This is a genomic window from Marinobacterium sp. NO-S09, assembly GCF_059179545.1.
This window is the reverse complement of the sequence record NZ_CP168954.1, coordinates 1710654-1736845: the sequence shown is the minus strand read 5'-3', so window position 1 is coordinate 1736845 and position 26192 is coordinate 1710654. Positions and strand designations below refer to the sequence as shown.

Annotated in this window: 22 protein-coding genes; 11 read left to right on the top strand and 11 right to left on the bottom strand. The window is 56.5% G+C overall.

The annotated features are described in order from the left end of the window. Positions 1–109: 109 nt before the first annotated feature. The 5 genes from O3C79_RS08150 to O3C79_RS08130 all read left to right on the top strand — a co-directional run bounded on the left by O3C79_RS08150 (position 110) and on the right by O3C79_RS08130 (position 5942). Positions 110–1162, top strand: coding sequence for a response regulator (locus O3C79_RS08150; RefSeq protein ID WP_010323391.1), 1053 nt, complete (start codon positions 110–112; stop codon positions 1160–1162). After that, entirely contained in the window at positions 1162–3786 is a 2625-nt protein-coding gene (locus O3C79_RS08145; protein ID WP_494385529.1) for an ATP-binding protein, read from the top strand. Before O3C79_RS08150 ends, O3C79_RS08145 begins: the two co-directional genes overlap by 1 nt. A 70-nt stretch (positions 3787–3856) precedes the next feature. Beyond that, positions 3857–5365, top strand: coding sequence for an FAD-binding domain-containing protein (locus tag O3C79_RS08140; RefSeq protein ID WP_494385528.1), 1509 nt, complete (start codon positions 3857–3859; stop codon positions 5363–5365). Positions 5366–5385: 20 nt separating this feature from the next. After that, positions 5386–5550, top strand: coding sequence for a DUF2256 domain-containing protein (locus O3C79_RS08135; RefSeq protein WP_494385527.1), 165 nt, complete (start codon positions 5386–5388; stop codon positions 5548–5550). Further along, positions 5547–5942, top strand: coding sequence for a DUF3429 domain-containing protein (locus O3C79_RS08130; protein ID WP_494385526.1), 396 nt, complete (start codon positions 5547–5549; stop codon positions 5940–5942). Before O3C79_RS08135 ends, O3C79_RS08130 begins: the two co-directional genes overlap by 4 nt. Here the strand turns inward: O3C79_RS08130 and O3C79_RS08125 are convergent. Both O3C79_RS08125 and O3C79_RS08120 read right to left on the bottom strand, forming a co-directional pair. Further along, positions 5933–7237, bottom strand: coding sequence for a M18 family aminopeptidase (locus O3C79_RS08125; RefSeq protein ID WP_010323386.1), 1305 nt, complete (start codon positions 7235–7237; stop codon positions 5933–5935). The genes O3C79_RS08130 and O3C79_RS08125 overlap by 10 nt on opposite strands. Beyond that, positions 7237–7761: an FKBP-type peptidyl-prolyl cis-trans isomerase gene (locus O3C79_RS08120; protein WP_417533218.1), complete on the bottom strand. Its 525-nt coding sequence runs from the start codon at positions 7759–7761 to the stop codon at positions 7237–7239. The genes O3C79_RS08125 and O3C79_RS08120 overlap by 1 nt, the downstream gene beginning before the upstream one ends. Positions 7762–7945: 184 nt before the next feature. Here O3C79_RS08120 and O3C79_RS08115 point away from each other — a divergent pair, with 184 nt between their 5' ends. The 3 genes from O3C79_RS08115 to rpsA all read left to right on the top strand — a co-directional run bounded on the left by O3C79_RS08115 (position 7946) and on the right by rpsA (position 12703). Beyond that, positions 7946–10033: a carboxy terminal-processing peptidase gene (locus O3C79_RS08115; protein ID WP_494385525.1), complete on the top strand. Its 2088-nt coding sequence runs from the start codon at positions 7946–7948 to the stop codon at positions 10031–10033. 3 nt (positions 10034–10036) lie between these two features. After that, a complete protein-coding gene (locus tag O3C79_RS08110) occupies positions 10037–10831 on the top strand; it encodes a hypothetical protein (RefSeq protein ID WP_076462732.1) in 795 nt (264 codons plus the stop codon). Positions 10832–11020: 189 nt separating this feature from the next. After that, positions 11021–12703: a 30S ribosomal protein S1 gene (gene rpsA / locus O3C79_RS08105; RefSeq protein WP_010323382.1), complete on the top strand. Its 1683-nt coding sequence runs from the start codon at positions 11021–11023 to the stop codon at positions 12701–12703. Between the two features lie 793 nt (positions 12704–13496). On the opposite strand, the gene oadA is transcribed toward rpsA, so the two are convergent. Both oadA and O3C79_RS08095 read right to left on the bottom strand, forming a co-directional pair. Beyond that, positions 13497–15293, bottom strand: a complete 1797-nt coding sequence (gene oadA, locus O3C79_RS08100) for a sodium-extruding oxaloacetate decarboxylase subunit alpha (protein ID WP_494385524.1) — start codon at positions 15291–15293, stop codon at positions 13497–13499. A 24-nt stretch (positions 15294–15317) separates the two neighbouring features. Beyond that, positions 15318–16733 (bottom strand): acetyl-CoA carboxylase biotin carboxylase subunit, encoded by a 1416-nt coding sequence (locus O3C79_RS08095; protein WP_494385523.1) that lies wholly within the window; start codon positions 16731–16733, stop codon positions 15318–15320. Between the two features lie 142 nt (positions 16734–16875). On the opposite strand from O3C79_RS08095, the gene O3C79_RS08090 reads away from it, so the two are divergent. After that, positions 16876–17826: a LysR family transcriptional regulator gene (locus O3C79_RS08090; protein ID WP_494385522.1), complete on the top strand. Its 951-nt coding sequence runs from the start codon at positions 16876–16878 to the stop codon at positions 17824–17826. A 37-nt stretch (positions 17827–17863) separates the two neighbouring features. On the opposite strand, the gene O3C79_RS08085 is transcribed toward O3C79_RS08090, so the two are convergent. Genes O3C79_RS08085 through dnaX form a run of 6 tightly spaced genes read right to left on the bottom strand, consistent with a single transcriptional unit; the run spans position 17864 to position 22657 of the window. After that, positions 17864–18307: a YcgN family cysteine cluster protein gene (locus tag O3C79_RS08085; RefSeq protein WP_494385521.1), complete on the bottom strand. Its 444-nt coding sequence runs from the start codon at positions 18305–18307 to the stop codon at positions 17864–17866. Between the two features lie 2 nt (positions 18308–18309). Continuing rightward, entirely contained in the window at positions 18310–18600 is a 291-nt protein-coding gene (locus tag O3C79_RS08080; RefSeq protein ID WP_494385520.1) for a YcgL domain-containing protein, read from the bottom strand. Between the two features lie 4 nt (positions 18601–18604). Next, positions 18605–19786 (bottom strand): ribonuclease D, encoded by a 1182-nt coding sequence (gene rnd, locus O3C79_RS08075; protein ID WP_494385519.1) that lies wholly within the window; start codon positions 19784–19786, stop codon positions 18605–18607. Next, positions 19779–20393: a recombination mediator RecR gene (recR, locus tag O3C79_RS08070; protein ID WP_494385518.1), complete on the bottom strand. Its 615-nt coding sequence runs from the start codon at positions 20391–20393 to the stop codon at positions 19779–19781. Before recR ends, rnd begins: the two co-directional genes overlap by 8 nt. Positions 20394–20395: 2 nt before the next feature. Then, positions 20396–20722, bottom strand: a complete 327-nt coding sequence (locus O3C79_RS08065; RefSeq protein ID WP_010323374.1) for a YbaB/EbfC family nucleoid-associated protein — start codon at positions 20720–20722, stop codon at positions 20396–20398. A 24-nt stretch (positions 20723–20746) separates the two neighbouring features. Then, on the bottom strand, positions 20747–22657 hold the full coding sequence (gene dnaX, locus O3C79_RS08060) for a DNA polymerase III subunit gamma/tau (protein ID WP_494385517.1): 1911 nt from the start codon (positions 22655–22657) through the stop codon (positions 20747–20749). A 196-nt stretch (positions 22658–22853) separates the two neighbouring features. Here dnaX and O3C79_RS08055 point away from each other — a divergent pair, with 196 nt between their 5' ends. Then, on the top strand, positions 22854–23345 hold the full coding sequence (locus O3C79_RS08055; RefSeq protein WP_494385516.1) for an Lrp/AsnC ligand binding domain-containing protein: 492 nt from the start codon (positions 22854–22856) through the stop codon (positions 23343–23345). Positions 23346–23806: 461 nt separating this feature from the next. After that, entirely contained in the window at positions 23807–25156 is a 1350-nt protein-coding gene (locus tag O3C79_RS08050) for an alanine/glycine:cation symporter family protein (protein WP_494385515.1), read from the top strand. Between the two features lie 79 nt (positions 25157–25235). Here O3C79_RS08050 and O3C79_RS08045 read toward each other — a convergent pair whose 3' ends face one another. Beyond that, positions 25236–26036, bottom strand: coding sequence for a M48 family metallopeptidase (locus O3C79_RS08045; RefSeq protein WP_494385514.1), 801 nt, complete (start codon positions 26034–26036; stop codon positions 25236–25238). Positions 26037–26192 lie beyond the last annotated feature (156 nt).

Below are 26192 nucleotides of genomic sequence, written 5' to 3'. Positions count from 1 at the left end.
ATGAGACGGAGTTAAACCACCATCGACACACACCACCAGGATCAATATACAAGCGGGATTCCTTATGCAATGCTTGAGGAATCCCCGCTTGGACTCCCGGAAGGTGACGATGGAACACATCTCCGAGTTGGCTGTACTGGTCGTCGACGACCAGCCCATCATTAACGAGTTTTACCGCAAGATCCTGGAGCAGCTTGGCTGCAAGTGGATTTTCTCTGCCCTGTCCGGCCAGGATGCGATGAAGCGCCTGGCTGAACGGGGCGATATTAACCTGGTGCTGACCGATATCGATATGCAGCCGGGTAACGGGCTGGAACTGCTACAGGCCATTCGCTGCGGTGATATCGACAACACCCCACGAGACCTCTGCGTGCTGGTCGTCAGCGACTATAACTATCGACACAATGTAATGAAGGCAGTCGGGCTGGACTGTCAGGGCTTTCTCAGCAAGCCTCTCAATGCCGCCGTACTTGCGGAAAAGATCCAGGCCGCACTGCACCGCGCTATCCAGTTGGCAGACCCTGATACCTATCGCGGTATTTCCACCGAGATACGAGTCAATACTGCCACATCTAAAGCCAGTCAAAATCAGCCTTTGCAAGAGTCTGCTGCTGGCATGGCGCCAACCGATACAGAGACTGACGCCAAGCCTCAAACCAGGCAGTCTACAGAGACTAAACCGTTAACCCCGTGTAAGAATGACGCCCCCCCGGATCTGAGCCAGCAAGCCGTGCTGGAGGCAGCGGCCGATAAGCTTCTGCCTGCCGGCATGAAAGACAGCTTCCTGCACTACAAACATGACAGCATCCACGAGATTCTGCAGATGCTGTACAAGATTGGTGATGTGCTCGGCACGGAAGAGCCAGAGGCGCTGCAGACACAGATCAAGCAACTGGAACAGCTCAGCTCGGACCTTTTCCAGCAGGAGTACCTGCACCAGCGCGAACATGGCTATCAACCCCTTTCCGCTCATCAGGCAGAACACGGTTTAATTTTGCAACGCACACAGATGCTGACAGGCAAGGTGTTCAGCCAGCTGCCTAACCGAGTCGAGCATCTGCAGAAGGCGCACCAGCAATTACTGGAGGCCTGGCACCGCCACATCAATGGTAAGGACCGCCAGTATGTCGATTACCTGCAAAACCAGATAGGGGTCAGCTGATGTTTGACTGGCAACCCTGGGAAACTCTGGTCGTGCTTGCAACCAGCGTTGTCGCCGCCGCATCGACCGGGTTTGCCCTGTTGAGAACACGCCAGCACCTGAAACAAACCCAACGCCAACAGCAGGTCCTGTCTGCGGTCTCTCGGGTGAACAGTAACTTCCTTCTGCACAAGGACCCCAAGCGACGCTTTGGCGAGCTGCTGGAAACACTGAAGACCCTTACCGGGTCACCTATTGGCCTCATTGGCGAGCGAATGGAAGATGCCGAAGGCAAACCATTCATGCGCTGCTACGCCATCAGCAACCTGAGCTGGGACAGGGACTCAAAAGCCCTCTACGACAACAATATCGAGCAGGGCATCGACTTTCATCAGCTCGACAACCTGTTTGGCCAGACCCTCACCTCCGGTGAAGTGGTGATTAATAACCATTGTGAGTTACGCCCACGGATCACACCGAAGGGGCACCCGGAAATTCTCAGTTTCATCGGCATCCCGCTAACCTTCCATGGAGAAACACTGGGCATGTTCGGGCTTGCCAACGGTCCGACACCCTATACCGATGAATTTGTGGACTGGCTGGAACCACTGACGAACACGATAACGGCCATCATGCATGCCTTTCGCATCGAACGCGCCCAACAAAGTGCCAGTCATCGCATGCTGGCAGCGCTGCAAGACGCTGAAGAAGCCAATCAGATCAAAAGCGACTTCCTGGCCACCATGAGCCATGAAATTCGCACCCCTTTGAACGCCGTGGTTGGCATGCTCGACTCATTGGGCAGCACCGAGTCACTGTCGGCCGTCCAGCGTGACTACCTGCTGACCGCAGAAAATGCCGCTGACACCCTGCTTAGCCTGATCAATGACGTACTCGATTTTTCCAAGATAGAAGCAGGCAAACTGCACCTGGAGAGCAAACCGGTCAACCTTTGCCAGCAGCTGCACAGCGTTGTTCACCTGGCACACGCCACGCCGGGCGCCAAGGGCATACACCTGTATTTTACGCCCGCTCCCGAAACGCCCCTGGAGGTGCTGGGAGATCCAAACCGCTTGCGCCAGATCATGCACAACCTGGTCAGCAATGCGGTCAAGTTCACCCACGAGGGTCATGTCACCGTCAGCATTCACCCCTGGTTGGATGATGCTGAACACTATCAGGGCCTACAGCTCGTTGTGGAAGATACGGGTATCGGTATCGCCGAAAGCAACCTGCCCATCATTTTTAACGCGTTCAGACAGGTCGACCATTCATCTACCCGTGAATATCAGGGTACAGGATTGGGCCTGGCCATCAGTCAGCATCTGGCGAAGGCGATGCTCGGCTCCATCGATGTCGTCAGTCGTCATCGCGAAGGTTCCAGATTCACCCTGTCCCTTCCCCTGCAACGACACGGAAGCGCAACGCTGGGTAGCCAACTAGAGATTCTGCCACTGCACAATTGCCGGGTACTCTGCGTCACCAACTCACATCAACTCTTTCACTATCTGGCCACACTCTTGTCATCCCATGTGTCCAGTATCGACTGCCACTTCAAGCCGCTACTGGAGGATGAAACGGCGGGTGAATACAACCTGCTGCTGGTCGATGATGAACGCTTCCCGATCGATAATGACAGCCTGCGCAGCTGGATTCAGCAGCAATCGGAACAGGGAGAAATTATCGTATTCAGTAATCGCGACCTGGCCGAGCTGTTTATCCCTGTCAGCGCACAACTGCCCCACCCTCTTTCACCACTGGCACTGATCAACACCCTGACGGCCATCTATCGACCTGACCTGCTTCCTGCCCCCTCACCTGACGCGTACGAGCCAACAGATGATGACGCCACATCGATTACAGAGGGCCTCAACATTCTGATTGCAGAAGATAATCCGGTTAACCGCAAAATGATGGAAGTGCTAATGGAACGCGCGGGCGCCGAGTATCACCTTTGCGAGGATGGCCTTGAGGTACTTGAAGCACTGAATTCAGGCCAATCATTTGATCTGGTGTTGATGGATGTCCACATGCCCAACCTGGATGGTCTGGACACGACACGGGCCATTCGCCAGCTGTCAGGCCCCCAGGCAGAGATTCCCATTATCGCCGTTACGGCCGATGCCCTGGCCGGTGACCGCGAAAAATGCCTGGCCGCCGGTATGGATAACTACCTGACGAAACCTGTGCGACTGAGCAAGCTGCAACAGGTGATTGGCCGTACACTGGCCGCTGCTTTTCTCCCGACCGAGAATCACTTTACGCCCGATGATGGGGCAGACGAAAACCTGGATTTTGACCCTGACACCCTGATTTCGGACCTTGGTAGCGTCGACAATGCCATTCTGCTGATTCACGAGTTTGCCCAAAGCCTGCACAAGGAACTTGATCTGGTTGAACAGGCGCTACAGCAGGAGAACTTCGACAAGGCTGCGGCTGCGGCCCATCGTCTCAAAGGCAGCGCGCGCTCCCTGCAATGCCAGCAACTGGCCCACCAGCTGGAGAATATTGAACACCACACCCGCTCACGCCAACTGAACAAGGCTCAGGACCAGTTTGCGGAGCTGGTAACTGAACTGCCAGCACTGGAATTGAAACTGCTGCACTTCTGCTCCCAGAACCTGCACCGCAATTATCGTGATTAGGTGCCCACCAAGTGCCTGATAAGGCATTTCGAAGTGAACTGCCTTTAGCACTCCATGCGTATTCTGATGCATGAAATCTCAGGTAAATATTGTCTGGTTCAAGCGCGACCTTCGCCTGCATGACCATCCGGCACTGACGGAGGCTGCTCAGCATGGCCCGGTGTTGCCGCTGTTCATTGTTGAACCCGGCTACTGGCAACAACCCGACCATTCCGTTCGCCACTGGCAATTCTGTCACGACAGTCTTCTCGACCTGCAGCAGGCACTGGCCCAACAGGGGCTGGCACTGCTGATCCGTGTCGTCGATATCGACCAGGCGCTGGCCGAGCTGAAAAACATCTTCGGCCACTTCCACCTCTGGTCTCATGAAGAAACCGGCAATGACTGGACCTATCAGCGTGACCGAAATGTGGCGCGCTGGTGCCGTGAAAACGGCATTGCCTGGACCGAACGCCCCCAGAACGGTGTCGTCAGGCGTTTGCGCAACCGTGACCACTGGGCAGACCAGTGGGATCAGCGCATGCAAGCACCTGCCTTGCCGGTGCCAGCCCTACGGGCCGTTGAACCTTTACCGGCCAATGAACACTTGCCCTCAATACCGCCCGGAACCGGTTTTCAACCCTGTAAGCAGCAACCGGGCGGTCGTGAAGCAGGGCTTCGTTGCCTGAACAGTTTTTTGAGCAGCCGCGGACGTGATTACCGCTTTGCCATGTCCAGCCCCAACACTGCTTATGCAGCCTGCTCCCGCCTGTCGCCCCACCTGTGCTGGGGCAGTCTATCAGTGCGGGAAGTTTACCAGACCGCCCTGCAGGCTCTGGAGCATGCACAGACAGCGGCCTGGAAGCGATCATTGCGCAGTTTTATCAGCCGGCTGTACTGGCACTGCCATTTCATGCAAAAGCTGGAAGACCGCCCCGATCTGGAGTGGGCGCCGATCCATCCGCTATTTGCCGAGCTGGATAGGCAGCATGATACGGAGAGGCTTGAGCGCTGGGCGAGCGGCATGACCGGCTGGCCCTTTGTAGATGCCTGTATGCGAGCCCTCAACAGCCGTGGCTGGATCAATTTCCGCATGCGCGCCATGCTCACCTCGGTGGCCAGCTACCAGCTTTGGCTACCCTGGCAGGAAAGCGGCCAGATACTGGCACGTACCTTTATCGATTATGAGCCCGGTATTCACTGGTCACAGATTCAGATGCAATCCGGTACCACCGGCATCAACGCGCTTCGGGTCTACAACCCGCTCAAGCAGGGGCTGGACCTTGACCCCGAAGGACAGTTTATTCGCCGCTGGGTACCAGAACTGGCCGATGCCCCCTTATCGGCGCTGCACGAGCCCCGTCTGCTCAAGCACAGCCAATACCCCACCCCACTGGTGGACCTGAGCCTTTCAGCACGCAGCGCCAAACAGAAAATCGCCAGTATTCACCACCACCCTCGATTCAAGGAACTCAGCCGGGATGTTTATGTGCAATTGGGAAGCCGCAAGCGCAGCAAAGGCACCAAAGGGCGCACCGCCAAACGCAGGCAAATGGCCCCCGCAAAGGCTCAAGGCCCGCAAATGAATCTCTGGGATTGAACACACATCTGGAACCAGCAATGCCCCGTATGAAACGCAAAGGCGATCTCCCCGAAAAAATATGCCCGGCGTGCCAGCGCCCGTTCAGCTGGCGGCGCAAATGGGCTCGATGCTGGGAGGAAGTTCGCTATTGTTCGCAGCGCTGTCGCAGTATGCGGCAGCCCAAAGGAGATTCGGCATCATGATTCGTACCGCATACTGGCTGGGATATGCCGGTTTGATCCCCTTTATTGGCCTGACACTTGGCAAGGAGCTATCCCCCCTGACAGCCGTTGCCTTCAGCACCTACAGTGCCATTATTTTGTCGTTTCTGGGCGGGATACACTGGGGCGTAGCACTCAGCAAACCGCAATGGAGCAACCCCACGCGTTTGTGCCTGTGCATGCTACCCAGCTTGCTGGGCTGGATGGCGCTGCTGCTGCCAATGAGTGGGGCACTGATCCTGCTGATCGGGAGCTATCTGATCTGGTGGCTGTGGGACCGTACCCAGCTGGATCAACCGGACTACCGCCGCCTGCGATTGCAATTGACGGCGGTAGTGGTGATCTGTCATCTGATTTGGCTGATTCAGACCTGATCAGTCAGCATGAAGCCCTGGAGTACCTTGTATAGACCGTGGGCATCCTGACTGCCGGCCAGCTCCCGGATAGAGTGCATGCCAAACTGGGGCACACCAATATCCAGGGTCTTTACCCCCAGCTCGGCGGCGGTGATCGGTCCGATGGTGCTGCCGCAAGCCATATCAGTGCGCACAACAAAGCTCTGCACCGGCACCTCAGCCGCCTCCGCGAGATGACGGAACAGGGCACTGGTCTCGCTGTTGCTGGCATAACGCTGGTTGGCGTTAATCTTGATGACCGGGCCGGCGTTGAGCAAGGGGCCATGATTGCCATCGTGTTTATCACTGAAGTTGGGGTGCACACCATGGGCGTTATCTGCCGAGATCAGCATGGAGCGCGCCAGTGAACGGTTGCGCTGGTCTGAATCCGGCATCACTCGCTCTAGCCACTGACTCAGCATGGGGCCCTGAGCACCGCAGGCACTCATGCTGCCCACTTCTTCATGGTCGTTACATACCAGCACCTGCCCTGCAGAGACTTCTTCGGTATCGATCAGCGCCTGCAGGCCGATGTAACAACTGAGCAAATTATCCAGACGCGCAGACGCCAAAAACTCCTCGTTCAAGCCGACCGTTGCAGCCCCCTGGGTATCGTAGAAGCAGAGCTCGTAATCCAGCACTGTATCCACATCCACGACGCCCTGTGCGGCCAGTCGCTCCTTGAGCAGGAGACGAAAATCCGGTTTTTCATCCGTTTGCCCCATCACCACCGGCAGGTAGGTCTGGGCATTGATACTGCGGCTGGAGTTCGCTTCACGGTCCAGATGTATCGCCAGGCTGGGCAATACAGCCACGGGCTGGGCAAAGTCGATCAACTCACTGCAGATACGGCCAGTGTTATCGCGGTAACTGATCCGGCCGGCCAGAGACAAATCACGGTCAAACCAGGGGTTCAGCAGCACCCCGCCGTAGACTTCAACGCCCAACTGAAAATAGCCCTGGCGGTGCAGTTCCGGGCTGGGCTTGACCTTCAGGCAGGGTGAGTCGGTATGTGCACCGACCAGACGCCAGCCCTGTTCCAGAGCGGCTTCGGCAGCGGGTTGACGCCAGGCAATGATAGAGGAGCCATTGCGGCAGGTGTAGTAGCCCTTGCCCGCTTCCAGCGCCCAGTCATCGGCTTCATTCAGCTCGGTAAAACCGGCCATTCGCAGCCGCTCGGACATGGCTTCAACCGCATGAAACGGCGTAGGCGCGCTATCCAGAAAGGATTTCAGCCCGGCATTGAAGGCATCCATTGAGATCAGCGTATTCATTATTCAGTCTCCTCATTGGCCAGGACTTCAATCAGTTCAACCTTGAAAATCAACGATGAGTTGGCCGGAATATCCGGTGACGGACTGGTTGCACCGTAAGCCAGCTCGGGTGGCATATACAGCATGGCAGTGCCGCCCTCATGCATTTTGATCAGCCCTTGACGAAATCCGCGTACGACCTGCTTAAGCGGGAAACGCGCTGGCTTGTCACGCTCATAGGAACTGTCGAAAACATGCCCATCGACAAGGCGCCCTTCATAGTGCACCAGCACCGTATCCGCTGCTGTGGGGCTCTCGCCCTCCCCTTTCACCAGATGTTCAATCTGCAAACCGCTATCCAGTACGCTCACTTCGGCACGCTTGGCATTTTCCGCCAGATAGGCGTCACCGGCCTTGCGGGTATCATCGTTCAACGCCTGCTCCAGCAGTTCACGCTGACGCTTTTCCTGTTCCGGGTCCGGGCCACATCCGGCCAGCACACTGACACTGGTCAGAACAACCAGGATTGTTTTGCAGATCTGCATCCGTGATAACTCCGTAATCGCTGTAAGTGGGTGATTTTACATTACCTTGTGCGATGACTACACTCAGATGGCTGTAGCTGACGGAACTCAACGCGTGGAGCTCTGTCCCAATACTTACCGATGACGACACAGGGAGCCTGACGTATCGGTTTGCTCCAGCCACACGATCGGAGATCTGCGCCCCATGTCCAAGCTTTTTCATTCAGCCGCCGCCCTGTCACTGGTTGTTTCATTACAGGCGAATGCGGCCCTTGCCACGCTGTCGCCGGAACCGGTGCACAGTCAAACCCTGATGGATGTTGTCAGTGCACTGCAGGAAGGTCACTACAGTGAGGTCGACTTCAACGACCAGCTGTCCAGTGCCGTTCTTGATCAGTATCTGGCCTCGCTGGACCCGGAACGAAGCTTTTTCCTGGCCAGTGATATCGAAGAGTTTGAACAGTATCGCAGTGAACTGGATGACCAGATTCTGGACGGTCAGACCCAGGCTGCCTTCACCATTTTCAATCGCTACCAGCAGCGCCGCAGCGAGCGACTGGACTACATCCTGAGTCAGCTGGACACGCGTGAGTGGGACTTCAGCCGCGAAGAACACCTCAACACCAATCGCGAAGAAGCGCCTTGGGCAACCAGCACGGAAGACCTGGATGAGCTCTGGCGCAAACGCCTCAAAAGCGCCGTACTCAGCCTGAAGCTCGCTGACAAAACGGTCGATGAGGCCCGAGAGATTCTGCGCAAGCGCTACACCAATCAGCTCAAGCGTATGGAGCAGGCCAAGAACGACGATGTCTTTGAAAGCTTCGTCAATGCACTGACCCATGAATTCGACCCCCATACCCAGTACTACTCGCCGCGCGGCTCCGAAAACTTCCAGATCAATATGAGCCTGTCACTGGAAGGCATTGGCGCTGTCCTACAGGCGGAAAATGACCAGACCAAGGTCGTGCGTCTGGTTCCGGCCGGCCCTGCCGACAAGGCAGGTCAGCTGCAACCGGCCGACGTGATTGTCGGGGTTGGCCAGGGCAAAGAAGGCGAGATTGAAGACGTGGTCGGCATGCGTCTGGATGACGTGGTCAGCAAAATACGCGGCCCCAAAGACAGCATAGTAAGACTGGAAATCATCCCCGCCGATGCCGTTGACCGTCAGACCCGCAAGGTGATTGAGATCACCCGCAACAAGGTCAAGCTGGAAGAACAGGCAGCCCGCAAGCGTATTCTTGAAGTGGAGCGTGACGGCAAGCCCTACAAGTTGGGCGTGATTGAGGTGCCGACCTTCTACATCGACTTTGCCGCCTTGCAGAACGGTGATCCGAACTACAAAAGCACCACCCGTGATGTGGAAAAGCTGATCCACGAACTGCGTGAAGAAGACATTGATGGCCTGATCGTCGACCTGCGTAATAACGGTGGCGGCTCCCTGCGTGAAGCCAACGAGTTGATCGGCCTGTTTATCCAGCGCGGCCCCACAGTCCAGATCCGCGACGCCTCCGGTCGCGTCGACATTCTGGGCGACTTTGATCCCAAAGTGGTCTGGAACGGCCCCATGGCGGTAATGGTGAACCGCTTGAGCGCATCGGCGTCGGAAATCTTTGCCGGTGCCATCCAGGATTACAACCGCGGCATCATTGTCGGCAACCGTACCTTCGGCAAGGGTACGGTGCAGACCCTGCAGCCGATTGACCACGGCCAGGTCAAGCTGACCCATGCCAAGTTCTATCGTATCTCGGGCGACAGCACCCAGCATCGCGGCGTAGAGCCGGACATCACCTTCCCGTCGCTGTTTTCCGTGGAAGATATTGGCGAAAGCTCGCTGGACAAGGCCCTGCCCTGGGACAAGGTGCGCCCGGTACGTCATGGCCGCTTCCCAAGCCTGAGTCCGTTCATGAAAGCCCTGCTGCAACGCCATGAAGCCCGCACCGCCGATGCGCCCGACTTTGTTTTCATGCGCAAGCAGGTAGAGCACTTCCGTGACCGTAAGGCTGACGATCTGGTCACCCTGAGCGAGCAAATGCTGCGCAGCGAGAAGGAAGAAAATGAAGCCTGGATGCTCAGTGTCGAGAACGAACGCCGCAAAGGCCTTGGCCTGCCGGTTGTCAGCGACCTGAATCAGGCCGACGATGACCTGCCCAAGGATGAACAGGGTCGACCGATCAATCCGGAAGCCGAAGCCATTCTGGCGGAAAGCGGTGAAATTCTGGTCGACCTGATCGACCTGACGCTGAGCCATACGGCGGCCAATGAAGCGCAAACGCAGACATCTGACAGGGACTAACGGATGAAACTGGGCAAGGTCAGCCTGCTGTTACTGATCCTGATTCCGCTGGCACTGGCCATTGGCAGTGTTGCGACCTTTTTCGTGTACGAGCGGATGCAGGATCAGCATCAGGTCAACCTGGCTGACCTTGAAAAGTTCGGTTACGAGATGGTGCCCAGCCAAACCTATACTGAAAGTACCGGTGAACTGGGCGCCCAGCAGCTGCCTGCCACCTTTGCAGAGAAAAAACTGACGCCCACCGAACGTGTCATTCGTGGCCTGATGCAGGACAAGGAAAACCTGCTGGCCGAACAGCAGGCGCTCAAGGATCAGATTAGCGCCTTGCATGATCAAATTGACGAACTCAAGCAGTACAAGGAGCTCAATCAGCACTTTGCCCCGGAAACCTTTGAGCAGGAGCTCAAGCGTACCAAGGCTCAGTTGAAAGCGACCCTCCTGCGCCTGCCTGAAACCGAGCGCTACTCCAACATCCAGGTGGAGATCATGGCCGCAGCCGGTATGCAGGAATATCAGCGCTTCGTGCGCGCCAACCGCCTGATGCTGGACCAGGAACAGCGCGGTGAAATCATCAAGGACCACCTGCCGGGCTACGCCTTCTGTATCGGCAATGCCGTGGAACTGGCCGCCAACAACCTGGATGAGTTGCGCCTGCTGATAAACTGGTTCAACGACCCCGACGCTGTCCGCTTGCCCGGCATGCTGGCCGCCGATCTGGACAAACTGCTGCCCGCCTGCCAGCAACCCCTTCGCCAGGCTCTGGATACAACCCTTCCTGCGCTTGACACTGCCGGATAAATTTATCCATTTACTGGCGTGACTGGCCATACACCTGTATAATTTTGCAACTTTACATTTCCCGCGCCGGGTGCACATAGCCAGCCCAGTGCTCCACAGTGCGGATATCGACAACCGACCCTGTATAGCTGGCATACAGGCTGGAAGCTGCCTCATTGTCTACGGGCAGCGACAATATAGGATACTTTCATGAGCGAAAGCTTTGCTGATCTGTTTGAAGAATCCCTACAAGACATTGCCATGACTCCGGGCACCCTGGTAATGGGTGAAGTTGTCGACATCGACAGCGACTGGGTTACTGTCAATGCTGGCCTGAAATCTGAAGCGGTTATCCCCCGCGCTCAGTTCCTGAACGACAACAACGAACTGGAAATCCAGGTCGGTGATTCTGTCAAGGTCGCACTGGAAGCAGTTGAAGACGGTTTCGGTGAAACTCGTCTGTCCCGTGAAAAAGCCAAGCGTGCTGAAGCCTGGGAAGTTCTGCAGGCGAAATTCGACGCAGAAGAAACCGTTAAAGGTTACATTTCTGGCAAGGTCAAAGGCGGTTTCACCGTCAGCATCAACAACATTCAGGGCTTCCTGCCGGGCTCCCTGGTTGATGTTCGTCCGGTACGTGACGTTGATCACCTGGAAGGCAAAGAGCTTGAATTCAAACTGATCAAGCTGGATCCGAAGCGCAACAACATCGTTGTGTCTCGTCGTGCCGTTCTGCAAGAAGCTAACAGCGCTCAGCGTGAAGAGCTGCTGGCTACTCTGGAAGAAGGTCAGATCGTTAAGGGTTACGTTAAGAACCTGACCAACTACGGTGCGTTCATCGATCTGGGTGGCGTTGACGGCCTGCTGCACATCACCGACATGGCGTGGAAGCGTATCTCTCACCCGAGCGAAATGCTGAACCCGGGCGATGAGATCTCCGTCAAGATCATCAAGTTCGACAAAGAGACCAACCGTATCTCCCTCGGCCTGAAACAGCTGAGCGAAGATCCGTGGGACGACATCAAAGATCGTTACCCGGCCGGTACCAAGGTTGCTGCTCGCGTCACTAACCTGACTGACTACGGCTGCTTCGCATCTATCGAAGACGGCGTTGAAGGTCTGGTACACGTGTCCGAAATGTCCTGGACCAACAAGAACATCCACCCGTCCAAGATTGTAAACATCGGCGACGAAGTGGAAGTGATGATCCTGGACGTCGACGAAGAGCGTCGTCGTATCTCCCTGGGTATCAAGCAGTGCACTGCTAACCCGTGGGTATCCTTCTCCGAGCAGAATGCTGCCAACGACAAAGTCAGCGGTACTATCAAGACCATCACTGACTTCGGTATCTTCGTTGGTCTGGACAACGACCTCGACGGTCTGGTTCACATGTCCGACATCTCTTGGGAAGCCGATCCGGAAACTGCTCTGCGTCAGTTCAAGAAAGGTGACGAAGTTGAAGCCGTCATCCTGTCTATCGACGCCGAGAAAGAGCGTATTTCCCTGGGCATCAAGCAGCTGGAAAGCGATCCGTTCGCAGAATACCTGGCCGCTAACGACAAGGGCAGCATCGTAACCGGTACTGTTAAGAGCGTTGAGCCGAAAGCCGCTATCGTTGAGCTGGCTGAAGGCATCGAAGCGACTCTGAAAGCTTCCGAAATCGCAGCTGAGCGCGTTGACGACGCTACCACCGTTCTGAACGTTGGTGACTCTGTCGAAGCCAAGATCACTGGCGCTGACCGTCGCAACCGCGTTATCAACCTGTCTATCCGTGCGAAAGACCAGGCTGACGAAAAAGCTGCCATTAGCGCTGTTCGCAACCAGGAAGTTGACGTTCCGGGTCCGACCACTATCGGTGATCTGATCAAGCAGCAGATGGCCAACCAGAACAACTGATTTTCCTCTTCAGTTGATCTTCCAGGGGACGCCTAAGGGCGCCCCCTTTTTTGTGCCTCAAACACTGCACCCAGGCAACACTGCCTGGCCAGCATGCCAGACCGGGTCTTCGCTCGCAGAGCGAGCTCCCACAATATTTAGCGGCTCTGTAGCCAATGCACCACCACCTGTGGGACCACGCTCCGCGCGGGAAGAGCTCCCTGCCAGAACATCCCTATTCCGCCACCGACACCACTTTGCCCATTCGCTAACAAAGTGAACTTCCACAATACCTAGCAGCCTGTAGCCAACACCCCACCACCTGTGGGACCACGCTCCGCGCGAGAAGAGTTCCCTGCCAGAACATCCCTATTCCGCCACCGACAACCACTCTGCCCATTCGCTAACAGAGCGAACTTCCACAATACCTAGCAGCCTATAGCCAACGCCCCATCACCTGTGGGGCCGCGCTCCGCGCGGGAAGATCTCCCTGCCAGAACATTCCTATACAACCGCCCAAAACGCAAAGAGGCCGCTCATTTTCATGAGCGACCTCAACCGTCTTTGCTTACAAACTCTGTTAAAAACACTGCCGTCTCTAGACACCTCCCGCGCAAAACGCCTGTATCAAACCTGCCTTAGTACCCCGCTACTGGTATTCGGGCAGCTACAAAATTGCTTAACACGTTAAATTTAAACCAGACACTGAAAAATCAAAAATTGATATTTTTTCTATCTGGCATAAGTAATTACTTATAGTTAATCTCTCTCAGCCAGGCCGCTTAAAACTGCCTGACTGAGCAGCACAGTTCAGTTACTCAGAGATCTCAATCAGCACTTCACCCGGCGTCACACGATCGCCTTTAGCGACATATACCGCAGCTACCCGACCACCCACAGGAGCTTGTATCTCGGTTTCCATTTTCATCGCCTCGGTAATCATCACGGGCTGCCCCGCTTTCACCTGATCACCTTCAGTAACAAGCACTTCCACGATATTGCCGGGCATGCTGGTGGTAACATGACCCGGTGCGCTTGCCTGACGGCGACCACTGGCACCGGCTTCCACATAGGCATTCAGCGGTTCAAACAGGACCTCTTCCGGCATGCCATCCAGTGTCAGGTAGACATGACGCTTACCCGCATCCGGTCCACCCACACCAGTGATGGCGACCTGATAGGTTTCCCCGTGGACATCAATTTTGAACTCGGTGGCAACACCCTCATCCGTCTGACGGCCTGCCGACTCAATCGGCAACAGCGGCTCGGGCGACAGGGTTCCGTCAGCACGCTCCTGCAGGAACTGACGCCCTACATCCTGGAACATGGCATAGGTCAGCACATCTTCATCGCTGGTCGCCAGCTCGCCAATATCCTTGCGCAGACGCGCCATCTCGGGGGAAAGCAGATCAGCAGGACGCCCTTCAATAACGGCTTCATGACCGATTGCCTGCGTCCGCAGCGCCTCGTTGATTTCTGCCGGCGGATGGCCATAGCCGCCCTGCAAATAACGCTTCACCTCGTTGGTGATCGACTTGTAACGCTCACCAGTCAACACATTCAGCACCGCCTGAGTACCGACAATCTGTGATGTGGGCGTCACCAGTGGCGGATAGCCCAAGTCCTTGCGAACACGAGGAATTTCGGCAAACACCTCCCGAATACGACTCAGCGCATTCTGCTCCTTGAGCTGGTTCGCCAGGTTGGACATCATGCCACCCGGCACCTGGTTGATCTGAACCGACACATCCTCGCGCGTAAACTCGGACTCGAACTGGTGATACTTCTTGCGCACTTCACGGAAGTAGTCGGAAATCTCGTTCAGTAGCTCCAGGTCCAGCTCGGTATCCCACTCGGTTCCCTTGAGGGCCGCCACTTGGGATTCGGTCGCAGGATGGCTGGTGCCCCAGGCAAAAGCTGAAATAGCAGTATCAATATGCTCGGCACCCGCTTCAATCGCCTTGAGCTGACATTGGGCAGCAAGCCCAGCAGTAGCGTGTGTGTGGATGAACACCGGCAGCACCACCGCTTCCTTGATCGCCTTGACCAGATCATAGGTGGCATAAGGTGTGAGCAGCCCCGCCATATCCTTGATTGCAATAGAATCAGCGCCCATGCGGTGCAGCGCCCGCGCCTGCTCGACGAAGGTTTCCACGGTATGTACCGGGCTGGTGGTATAGCAGATGGTACCCTGGGCATGCTTGCCTGCATGCTTCACTGCCTTGATTGCGGTCTCAAGGTTGCGCAGGTCATTCAAGGCATCAAAGCAGCGGAACACATCGATGCCGTTCTCGGCCGCCTTGGCCACAAAGGCCTCCACCACATCATCCGCGTAATGGCGGTAGCCCAGCAGGTTCTGACCGCGCAGCAGCATCTGCAGACGCGTATTGGGCAGGGCCTTTTTCAGCGCACGCAGACGCTCCCAGGGATCTTCCTTAAGGAAGCGTACACAGGCATCAAAGGTGGCGCCGCCCCAGCACTCGAGCGACCAGAAACCAACCTGGTCCAGCTTGTCACAGATCGGCAGCATGTCTTCTGTGCGCATGCGCGTAGCGATCAACGACTGGTGGGCATCACGCAAAATGACATCGGTAACTTGAATCTTGCTCATCAAATTTCTCCTCGTTGCCGCCGATCAAAGGCCGGCATAAGCTGCAATCGCAGTCGCAATCGCCAGCGCGACTTCACTGGGGTCCCTTTTCTCCGAGTAGTTCAACAGCTCGGGATGGCTGGGCACGAAGCTGGTGTTGAATTGGCCACTGCGGAAATCAGGGTTCTGCAGAATTTCCTGGTAATAGGCGGCAGTGGTCTTCACACCCTGCAGACGCATATCCGACAGAGCACGGGCGCCACGATCCAGGGCGTCTTCCCAGTTCAGCGCCCAGACCACCAGCTTCAGGCACATGGAATCGAAATAGGGTGGAATGGTGTACCCGGTATAGATTGCGGTATCTGTCCGCACACCCGGGCCGCCCGGCGCGTAATAACGGGTAATACGGCCAAAGCTGGGCAGAAAGTTGTTCTTGGGATCTTCCGCATTGATACGAAACTGCAGAGCATAACCGCGGTAGCTGATATCTTCCTGGCGATAGCTTAGAGGCAAACCTGAAGCAATACGGATCTGCTCACGAACAATATCCACCCCGGTGATCTGCTCTGTGATGGTGTGCTCGACCTGGACCCGGGTATTCATCTCCATGAAGTAGACTTTATGGCCAGTCACCAGAAACTCCACCGTGCCGGCATTTTCATAGCCCACCGCCTTGGCCGCACGCACCGCCAGCTCACCGACATAGTTGCGCTGCTCCGGGGTCAACTGGGGGCTGGGGGCAATCTCGATCAATTTCTGATTTCTGCGCTGGATGGAGCAATCACGCTCATAGAGATGAATCGCTTCACCCCGGGAGTCAGCCAACACCTGCACTTCGATGTGCTTCGGGTCGACGATACACTTCTCCAGAAACACCTCAGCAGAACCGAACGCCTTGGTGGCCTCGGAAATCACACGCGGGTACTGGGCGCGCAGCTCATCGGCCGAGTCACAGCGGCGAATACCGCGACCACCACCACCGGAGGTTGCCTTTAACATCACCGGATACCCGATCTCGCCTGCCACTTTAAGCGCCTCATCCAGGCCGGACAAATTGCCATCAGACCCTGGCGTCACAGGTACGCCCGCGGCAATCATGCTGGCTCGCGCCTGGGTTTTGTCCCCCATCCCGGCAATGACGTCAGCCTTGGGGCCAATGAAGGTAATGCCACGCTCGGCACAGATACTGGCGAACTCACTGTTCTCTGAAAGAAAGCCATAGCCCGGATGAATGGCATCACACCCTGCCTGCACAGCCAGGTTGACCAGACGGCGCGGGTCCAGATAGCCGGACAGCGGATCCTCGCCCAATGAATAGGCCTCATCGGCACGCTTCACATGCAATGCATGGCGATCAGGCTCGGTATACACCGCCACCGAGCGAATATTCATTTCCGCACAGGCCCGCACAATGCGGACGGCGATCTCGCCACGGTTGGCTATCAGAATTTTTTTGAGCATGGATCGTCTCCCTGCTGAATGCTTCAATGCATCCGAAGTTAGTACAGGGAAAACAAAAGAAAAAATTGATATTTTTTCTATAGAGCATAACCTATTACTTATAAATAGCTCTTTTCACATCAAAATTAGACACTTATCACCTATGCCTTACTCACTTTCGCGCCTGCTGCCACGCCTTTCATTTCGCCAGTTACAGGTGTTCAGAAGTGTCTATCAGCACCTGAGCTATAGCCGTGCCGCTGAACAATTGGGCCTGACCCAGCCTGCCGTGAGTTCCCAGATTCGTCAGTTGGAACAGGCGCTGGGGCAGCCGGTATTTGAATATGTCGGCAAGCAGCTCTACATCACCGCTGCCGGTGAACGACTGGAAGGGGTAACGCGCACGATCTTCGCCGATCTTGAACGGTTACAGATGGAACTGGCCGAGATGGAGGGTCAGGTACGCGGAGAGTTGCGGCTGGCAGCGGTCAGCACCGCCCAGTATGTAGTTCCCTATCTGCTTAAGGGTTTCCTGCAGCAATATCCCCATATTGATGTGCGCCTGGAGATCGTTAACCGCGCCCGTGCGACCCAACGCCTGACCGAAAACCGGGATGATCTGGTCATCATGGGGATGCCACCCGAGTCCGGTGCCCTGCACAGCATTCCGTTTCTGGATAACCTTCTGGTGCCAGTGGTGCGCACCGATACTCCGCTACTCAACCTGGACTCGGTTGAGCCGCAAACCTTTCTCGATGCGAACCTGCTGATTCGTGAGCCGGGTTCCGGCACACGCAAGGCACTGGAGCAGCTGTGCCACCAGAAGCGCTTGATGCTCAAGCCACACATGGAACTGGGCTCGAATGCGGCGATTAAACACGGGGTACTGGCGGGGTTGGGGGTTGCGGTGCTGCCCAGGCTCAGCATCCAGGCGGAGTTGAAGCTGGGCCAGCTGGCCTGTCTAGATATTGAGGGCTTTCCGTTACGCCGCTCCTGGTGCACGGTACACCCGGCGGCCAAACACCCGACACCGGTTATGCGGGCCTTTCTGGAGTATGTACAGACCGCCATGTGCGGCCTGGAGGAGCAGGTCTACGGGGAGCCCTTAACCTAGAAAGCAGCACAGGCGTGACCAGCGCCTGCGGCACGGATCAGTCTTCGTCGAGAACGAAGTCAATCAGCTGGTCTTCACTGATCTCGTTGTCCATCACTTCATAGACGCTGAGTACCGAGGCGTTGGCTTCGATCACGGAACTGCGCTTGCCGGTCAACAGCGGATGCCACTCGGGCAGGTCCTTGCCTTCGTGAATCAAACGGTAGCTGCAGGTCACCGGCAACCAGTCGAAGTTCTCCACATCTTCAGGCTGCAGGCGGATACAGGTGGGCACCAGCTCACAGCGGTTTTCATACTCGGTACACTGGCAGTTGTCAGTGTCCAGCAGATGACAGACCACCGTGGTGTAAAACACCTCCTGAGTGTCCTCATCCTCCACCTTATGCAGGCAGCAAAGCGCACAGCCATCACAGAGTGACTCCCACTCGGTGCGCGTCATTTCGCTCAGCGTTTTACGCCGCCAGAATACTTCCTGAGCCATGCTTAACGCACTCCGGTTTCAGGACGATTCCTGAACAGGTCCAGCATGTACTCTTCCTTCTGTGGCGGCATCTGCAGGTAATAACCCTTTTCTCCCACCTCATCGAGCAGCTTCTGGGTATCCTGCACCCGCGCCAGCTTACGATCTGCTTTAAGCGGCATATCCATCACATGCTCGGCATTACCGAACATCTCCAGCAGCGCTTCGGGGACTCGCTCCAGCTGATCACGCTTATCCACGTACAGGTACATCTCGTCCTTACGGCTACTTCTGAAAACACTGACAATTTTCATTCATTCAACTCTTATCAAACTGTTCAATCTGTTGCAGCAACGCATCCCCCACCAGAGCCTTGCGCCAGCCGGATAGACTGGGTGGCAGGTGGTAGTGTCCCTGATCATCGCAGGAGCGAATCAGCGCATCCAGGTCACGCTTACGCAGCAGAACCTCCGGCAGCACCTGGTGCTTTTCAGCCGCCTTGCGACCCGTGGCTCGCATCTGCTTGAGGCGCTTGTTCCAGACATAGTGCAAGGGACGGTCGATTTGTGCCGGAGGCCGCTGACTCGCCGACTCGGGTGCCGCTTTCACCAGCGCCAGAATCTCTTCGCCATACTCGCGTATGACGCGCCCGCGCTGCACAATCTTGTCCAGCTGGTTGATGGTTTGCGGCAGGCGCTCGGCCACTTCCAGCAATACCTGATTGCGCAGCAGTCGATTACGCGACAGATCCCGCTTGCGACAGGTTCGCTCACGCCAGGCCGAAAGATCACGCAAGGCAGCGCGTCGGACATCATCGAAATGCCAGGCCTGACTGAAGCGCTGGAAGTAAGTATCCGGATCTGCTTCGTCCTGCTCGGCTACATTCTGCCCCACTTCAGCGCAGGCTTCTTCAGCCCAGGACAAACGGCCCTTCTGCTCAAGCTCATGGCGCTGCATCAGTGCCAATGTCGGCAGATACGCCACATCCAGGGCAGCATAGCGCTCCTGCTCGGGCGTGAGCGGGCGTTGCAGCCAGTCGGAAGTGGTCTCTTCCTTGTCCAGCTCAACGTCCAGAGCATGGGCAACCAGGCGACGCAGCCCCATGCTGAAGCCCCAGCCGGCAAACGCCGCACCAACCTGGGTGTCATACAGCGGACTGGGCAATACACCATAGCTATGGCGGAAGAGCTCCATATCTTCACTGCCGGCATGTACAACCTTGAGCACATCCGGATGGGAGAGCACCTGCGCCAGAGGCGCAAAATCATCCACTTCCAGCGGATCCACCAGGTAGCAGGCTTCGTCGTCCGCCACCTGGATCAAGCCGGGAATCGGATAGAAAGTTTCGGTGCGCATGAACTCCGTATCCAATGCCAGTACCGGCTGTGTCAGCCAACGCTCGGCACAGGCCTTAAGCTGGGCATTGTCTCGGATATGCACTGGGCTGGACGCCGCCTGCTCCAGGCGTTTCCAGTCGTAGCGTTGCAGCAGATCAGTCATCGCGCCCCCGACGCAAGGATCGACGACCGGCAAAGGCGTGCGCCAGGGTACCACCGTCGACAAATTCCAGTTCTCCCCCCACCGGTACGCCATGAGCGATACGGGTGATGTTGACCGCATTTTCGTCCAGCTGCTCGGCAATGTAATGCGCCGTGGCTTCGCCTTCCACCGTTGGGTTGGTGGCCAGGATCAGCTCAGTCACATCACCTGCTTCGACCAGTGCAAACAACCGGTCCAGCCCCAGCTCGTCAGGACCGACACCGTCAATTGGCGACAGGTGGCCCTTGAGCACGAAGTAGAGGCCATTAAAGCCACCGGTCTGCTCCACTGCCATCAGGTCAACGGGCGATTCCAGCACACAGACCACGTGACGGTCCCGGCTACTGTCTTCACAAATCCCGCAGACGGGCTGCTCGGACAGGTTACGGCAGCGCTCGCACTCACCAATATGCTCGACAGCCGCCTCCAGCGCACCGGCCAGATTGACAGCCCCCTGGCGGTCACGCTCAAGCAGATGCAAGGCCATGCGCTGAGCCGACTTTGGCCCCACGCCCGGCAGTACACGGAGGCTGGTAATCAGTTCCTGCAGTAGAGGACTCAAGCTCATGATTAGAACGGCATCTTGAAGCCCGGCGGCATACCCATGCCACTGGTGATTTTGGACATTTTTTCCTGAGTGTTCTGTTCAACCTTGCGCACGGCATCGTTAACCGCAGCCGCAATCAGGTCTTCCAGGATCTCTTTCTCTTCTTCCATCAGGCTGGCATCAATTTCCACAGCCTTGACGTCATGACGGCCATTCATGGTGATCTTCACCAGACCGGCACCGGATTCACCCTCGACTTCAGCGCGCTGGACTTCTTCCTGCGCCTTCTGCATGTCTTCCTGCATTTTCTGGGCCTGTTTCATCAGGTTCCCCATGCCACCTTTCATCATGGTGATAATCTCCAACTAGATAGATTAATCAATCGGTCGAACCGACTCATATTCAATACGCGCGCCAAACTGCTGCGCCAATTCTTTAACCTTGTCATCGTTCTCAATGGAGCGAACCGCCTCGGCCTGACGCGCAATACGTCGGCGCTGCGCCAGCTGTGCCGGGGTTTCTTTCGTCTGCTTGCCCTGCTGAAACTCGATACTGGGCTGCTCTCCCAGACATTGGACAATGGCAGCGCTGATCCGCTCCCGACGCTCGCTACTGAGCATCGCCTCCTGTTCCCGAGTGTAATGAAAGCAAAGACGCTCGGGCGTATCCACTTCCAGCGACAGGTTACGGGCGATACTCTCGACCATGCCGCTTAGACCAAGTTCCGGCAAAATGGCCGCCCAGCGATCACCGCTCAGATCTTCATCCGACTCGGGCAGGGAAACCGGCCTGGACAACGTCGCCGGTGCGGGAGCCGATGGCTTGGCAGCAGCGTCCGTAACAACAGGTGCCGAAACCGACTCGGGTGCACCGGTCGTTGTCCGGGTGTTGCCCGCCACCGGCTGCACATTGGAAACGCCAGCCGGGTCAGGCTTTTTTGCCGTGCCCTCATCCAGGTCCGGCGGCAGATCCTCCCAGGGCGGTGGCTCATCCATCGGTGGCGGCGACGGCTGCGAGGAAGCGGGTGCCGGCTGTACGGGGGCCGCCGGCTGAGGAGGTGCAGGACGCGGCTCAGGTGCAGGTGGCGGTGTCGGTGTCGGTGTCGGTGCGGCAGGCTGTGCTGCAGAAGCAGCCTGTGGTGCCACAGGAGTCGGGCTTGCCGTCTCTGCAACCGCTTGCTCATTGGCCAACGGCGCCGAGTCTGCCGGGCGGAATGCCAGCATGCGCAGCAGCGCCATTTCCAGACCTTCACGTGGCTCGGGCACCATGGGCAGGTCTTTGCGCCCCATCAGGGCAACCTGATAATACAGCTGGACTTCTTCAGGCCGCATCTGCTGCGCCAGCGCCATCACCTGATCGCGGTCCCCCAGGCTGTTATCGACCGCTGCCGGGTGTACCTGCGCCAATGCCACTCGATGCAACAGACTGAGAATGTCGCCGAGCACGCTGTGATAATCCGGCGCAAACTCGGACAGGGACTGAACCGCTGCCAATACCTGCGCCGGGTCACGAGCAGCCAACTGCTGCATGATCGTGTAGACCAGATGCTGATCAATGGTCCCCAGCATGGCGCGCACTTCGGCTTCGCGCACGGCGCCGGCACCAAATGCAATGGCCTGGTCGGTGAGACTGAGCCCATCGCGCATGGAGCCGTCGGCAGCGCGAGCCAGCAACCAGAGCGCCGCTTCTTCGGCCTCGACCTGCTCCTCACTCAGCACAAAGCTGAGGTGGCGCTGGATGCGCTCGGCGGTCATGTTCTTCAGGTTGAACTGCAGACAGCGCGACAGCACGGTCATGGGCAGTTTTTGCGGATCCGTGGTGGCAAGCAGGAATTTAACGTGGGGGGGCGGCTCTTCCAGCGTCTTCAACAGAGCGTTGAAAGAGCTGGTCGACAGCATGTGCACCTCATCTATGAGGTATACCTTGAAACGACCGTGGGTGGGGGCGTACTGCACGTTTTCCAGCAGCTCGCGGGTGTCTTCCACCTTGGTTCTGGACGCCGCGTCCACCTCGATCAGGTCTACAAAACGGCCTTCCGCGATTTCCACACAGGCGCTGCACTGGCCACAGGGCTCAGAGGAGACCCCCTGTTCACAGTTGAGTGATTTGGCAAACAGACGTGCGATAGACGTCTTGCCCACCCCGCGCGTACCGGTGAACAGATAGGCATGATGCAAGCGGTCATCGTCCAGTGCATTCACCAGCGCCTTGAGCACATGCTCCTGCCCGACCATTTCAGAGAAGCGTTTTGGCCGCCATTTGCGGGCCAGAACCTGATAGCTCATGCTGCCTCGTTCAACTGTACCGATAGGTTTTGCCGAAATTATTTGCCGACATTTTGCCGATAAATCCGGTCGCAGATAGTAACATGCTTTGCCCGACGGTGCCCCTGTGTCCGTTGGCCAAAGGCAATCCAACTTTGCTTTATCGGGCAAAAGGATTAAAACTTGTTGCAGGTACAGTAGAAAGGCAGGCTTTTCCGTGGCCAAATCACCCAGACAACGTAAGCTCGACCGTATTGATCGCAATATTCTGACCATCCTGCAGCAGGAAGGGCGTATCTCCTACACCGACCTGGCCGAGCGTGTCGGGTTGTCCACAACCCCCTGCATGGAAAGGGTCAAGCGCCTGGAGCGTGATGGCGTCATTACCGGCTACCGCGCTACCGTGGATCCTGAAATGCTCGATTACCATATGCTGGTATTCGTCGAGATTGCACTGTCCTATCAGTCACCGGATGCGTTCGAGCGTTTCAACCGTGCGGTCAGCACTCTCCCCTATATCCTTGAATGCCACCTTGTCTCCGGCGATGCCGATTATCTGCTCAAGGCGCGCCTTCACGATATGTCCCAGTACCGCGAACTGCTGGGCGACATGCTACTGACGCTTCCTGGCGTCAAAAATTCCAAGTCCTATATCGTGATGGAAGAGGTCAAAGAGCGGCATATACTGCCGGTTGATGCCAATAGTTAAATTTTCTGTTTTAGTGGCATTTTCCATAACTTTAGCTTTGACGGATTGAGCCACATCGCTAGTATTAGCCGCGCATCTACATCACCATAATAAAAAAGAAGATACTAGCTATGCGGACTCCTTTATTAAGCAGCCCATGCTCACCCCCTATACTGCACCACACCAGTGCATTTTCAGGTCTTGACCCTGGACTTCTGCCCCACCATTGCGCACGGGCTCTTCAAACCTGAAGCAGCTGCATCTGCGTAACAGAAAAAAAGCCCAAAACAGGCTTTGCTAGCAAAAAAAATATCGAATTGAGCTGATAAAAGCTGAAATAGCCAGTTATTTTCAATTCTGGCATATTAACTGCCTTACGGGCGCTCGTACCCTCGGACCTGCCTTGGGCCTGCTCAATTAACAGATCTACATGTCTGAGGAGCGTGCTATTGCTCCTTTTCGCTGACGGAGGCACAGACAAAATGGAAGCGATTGAATCCATAATTTCCGCAATCAACGGGGTCGTTTGGGGCCCTCTCATGCTGGTGCTGATTCTCGGCGTTGGCCTATTCCTTTCCATCGGGCTGAAACTCCTGCCCATTCTCAAGCTCGGTACGGGCTTCAAACTGATGTGGGGCGGACGCACCACGGAAACGGGTGACGAGAAAGAAGGTGAAATTCCACCTTTCCAGGCACTGATGACCGCCATGTCCGCAACCGTGGGTACCGGTAATATTGCCGGCGTTGCCACCGCTATCTTCCTGGGCGGCCCTGGCGCACTGTTCTGGATGTGGATTACGGCCCTGATCGGCATGGCGACCAAGTACTCTGAAGCGGTTCTGGCGGTGCGTTACCGAGAGACTGACGAAAATGGTCAGCACGTGGGTGGTCCCATGTACTACATCAAAAACGGTCTGGGCAAGAAATGGAGCTGGTTGGGCGTACTCTTTGCCATTTTCGGTGCCTGCGCGGGCTTTGGTATCGGCAACACAGTGCAATCCAACTCTGTGGCAGACGTACTACATGCCAACTTCAGCATTCCCACATGGGTTAGTGGTGTCGTTATGGCCGTGCTGGTCGGTGCGGTACTGATTGGCGGTATCAAACGTATCGGCCATGTAGCTGGCGCGCTGGTACCGCTGATGGCCATTTCCTACCTGATTGCGGGCCTGGTGGTGTTGGCGATCAATTCCCACCTGTTGCCGCAGGCGCTTGACCTGATCATCACCCACGCCTTCTCTCCCATCGCGGCTCAGGGCGGTTTTGCCGGTGCTGCTGTTTGGGCGGCCCTGCGCTTTGGTGTGGCACGTGGCGTGTTCTCCAACGAAGCCGGCCTGGGTTCAGCGCCGATTGCACACGCAGCAGCGCAGACACATAGCCCGGTTCGCCAGGGTCTGGTCGCCATGCTGGGCACCTTCCTGGATACGCTGGTGATTTGCACCATTACCGGCCTGGTTATTGTCAGTTCCGGTGCCTGGACCGGCGGTGAGTCCGGCGCAGCCCTGACCAGTCAGGCTTTTGCCACCGCACTGCCGTCGTTCGGTAACTACCTGGTCGCAATCTCTCTGGCGGTATTTGCCTTCACCACCATCATTGGCTGGTCCTTCTATGGCGAGCGCTGCATCGAGTTCCTGTTTGGCCTCAAGGCCGTAACGCCTTACCGCATCGCATGGATCATCGCGATTCCGCTGGGCGCCACGCTGAGCCTGGACTTCGTCTGGCTGGTGGCTGATACCCTCAATGCCATGATGGCGATCCCCAACCTGATCGCACTGGCACTGTTGAGCCCGGTGGTGTTCAAGCTGACACGCGAGTACTTCGAAAAACACTGATAGAGCCTGCGCTCCTCAGTACTAAAAAGCCCCGGCAGATCGCTCTGCCGGGGCTTTTTTATGGTACCTGTCCCCTGGCTTAAGCAGCCTGAGCAGCGACCGGCTGCACGGTGCGACTATCGTAGAAAGCTTCAATCGCCAGAATGCGCTTGGTCATACGCGGATGGGAAGACAGAATCTCCTGCAGAAAACCGAAACCGGACGGAATCTTCTGTTCCTGTCGTTTGAACGCTTCCACACTGGTATGCGGTGTCAGCACCTGGCTACCTGACGCCAGTGTGATCATGGCGGTAACGGCCGCTTCACGATTAGCCGGAATGCAAGCAGCCGCAACCCGGTCGGCCGTCAGCTCACAGGCACGGCTATAGGCGGAACCCAGGAAAGGAACGAACATGGCCGGCTTCATCAGCAGGTCAATCCAGAAGTTCACATGCCCGGCGGCGTGATGTGCCAATTCGTGGGCAACAATCATGCGGACACGGTCATGGTTTTTTTCTTCCCACAGCAGGTCTACCAGACTGGAAAACAACAGCACATAGCTGGTAGACAGGAACTTGATTGCGAGGGCGTTGGTCATACCACCCGAGTTCACAACGAAGGTTTCAGGCACGCGGCTCATGCCCAGCTGCTGGCCAACATCCTTAACCATGGCGTTCAGACCCGCATACTGTTGCTCATCAACCAGTACAGAGTTACCAAACAGGGCCGCTCTGAAAAAACGCCCCGCAAGCCACAACGCCAGAGCCAGCGGCAACAACACAACCAGAATCGAGAACATGGTGCCCAACAGCAAACTGGCCCAAATCAGGCCGCCTATCACCATGCAGATCAAACGATAGAGCTTTTCTTTCGGATGACGCAGTTCATTTACGGAAATCATCACTATTCCTTTATCAGATGGGTAAACGAAGCAGCAGAGGAGAGAGGACCCCACAGCGACAGGCACGCAGGGGTTTACAGGCAATAGATGCCCGCTGGTATGGAAGTCCTTTTCCATTGCAGGCGCGACTATATACAGCTTTGGCAATAAGTGGAA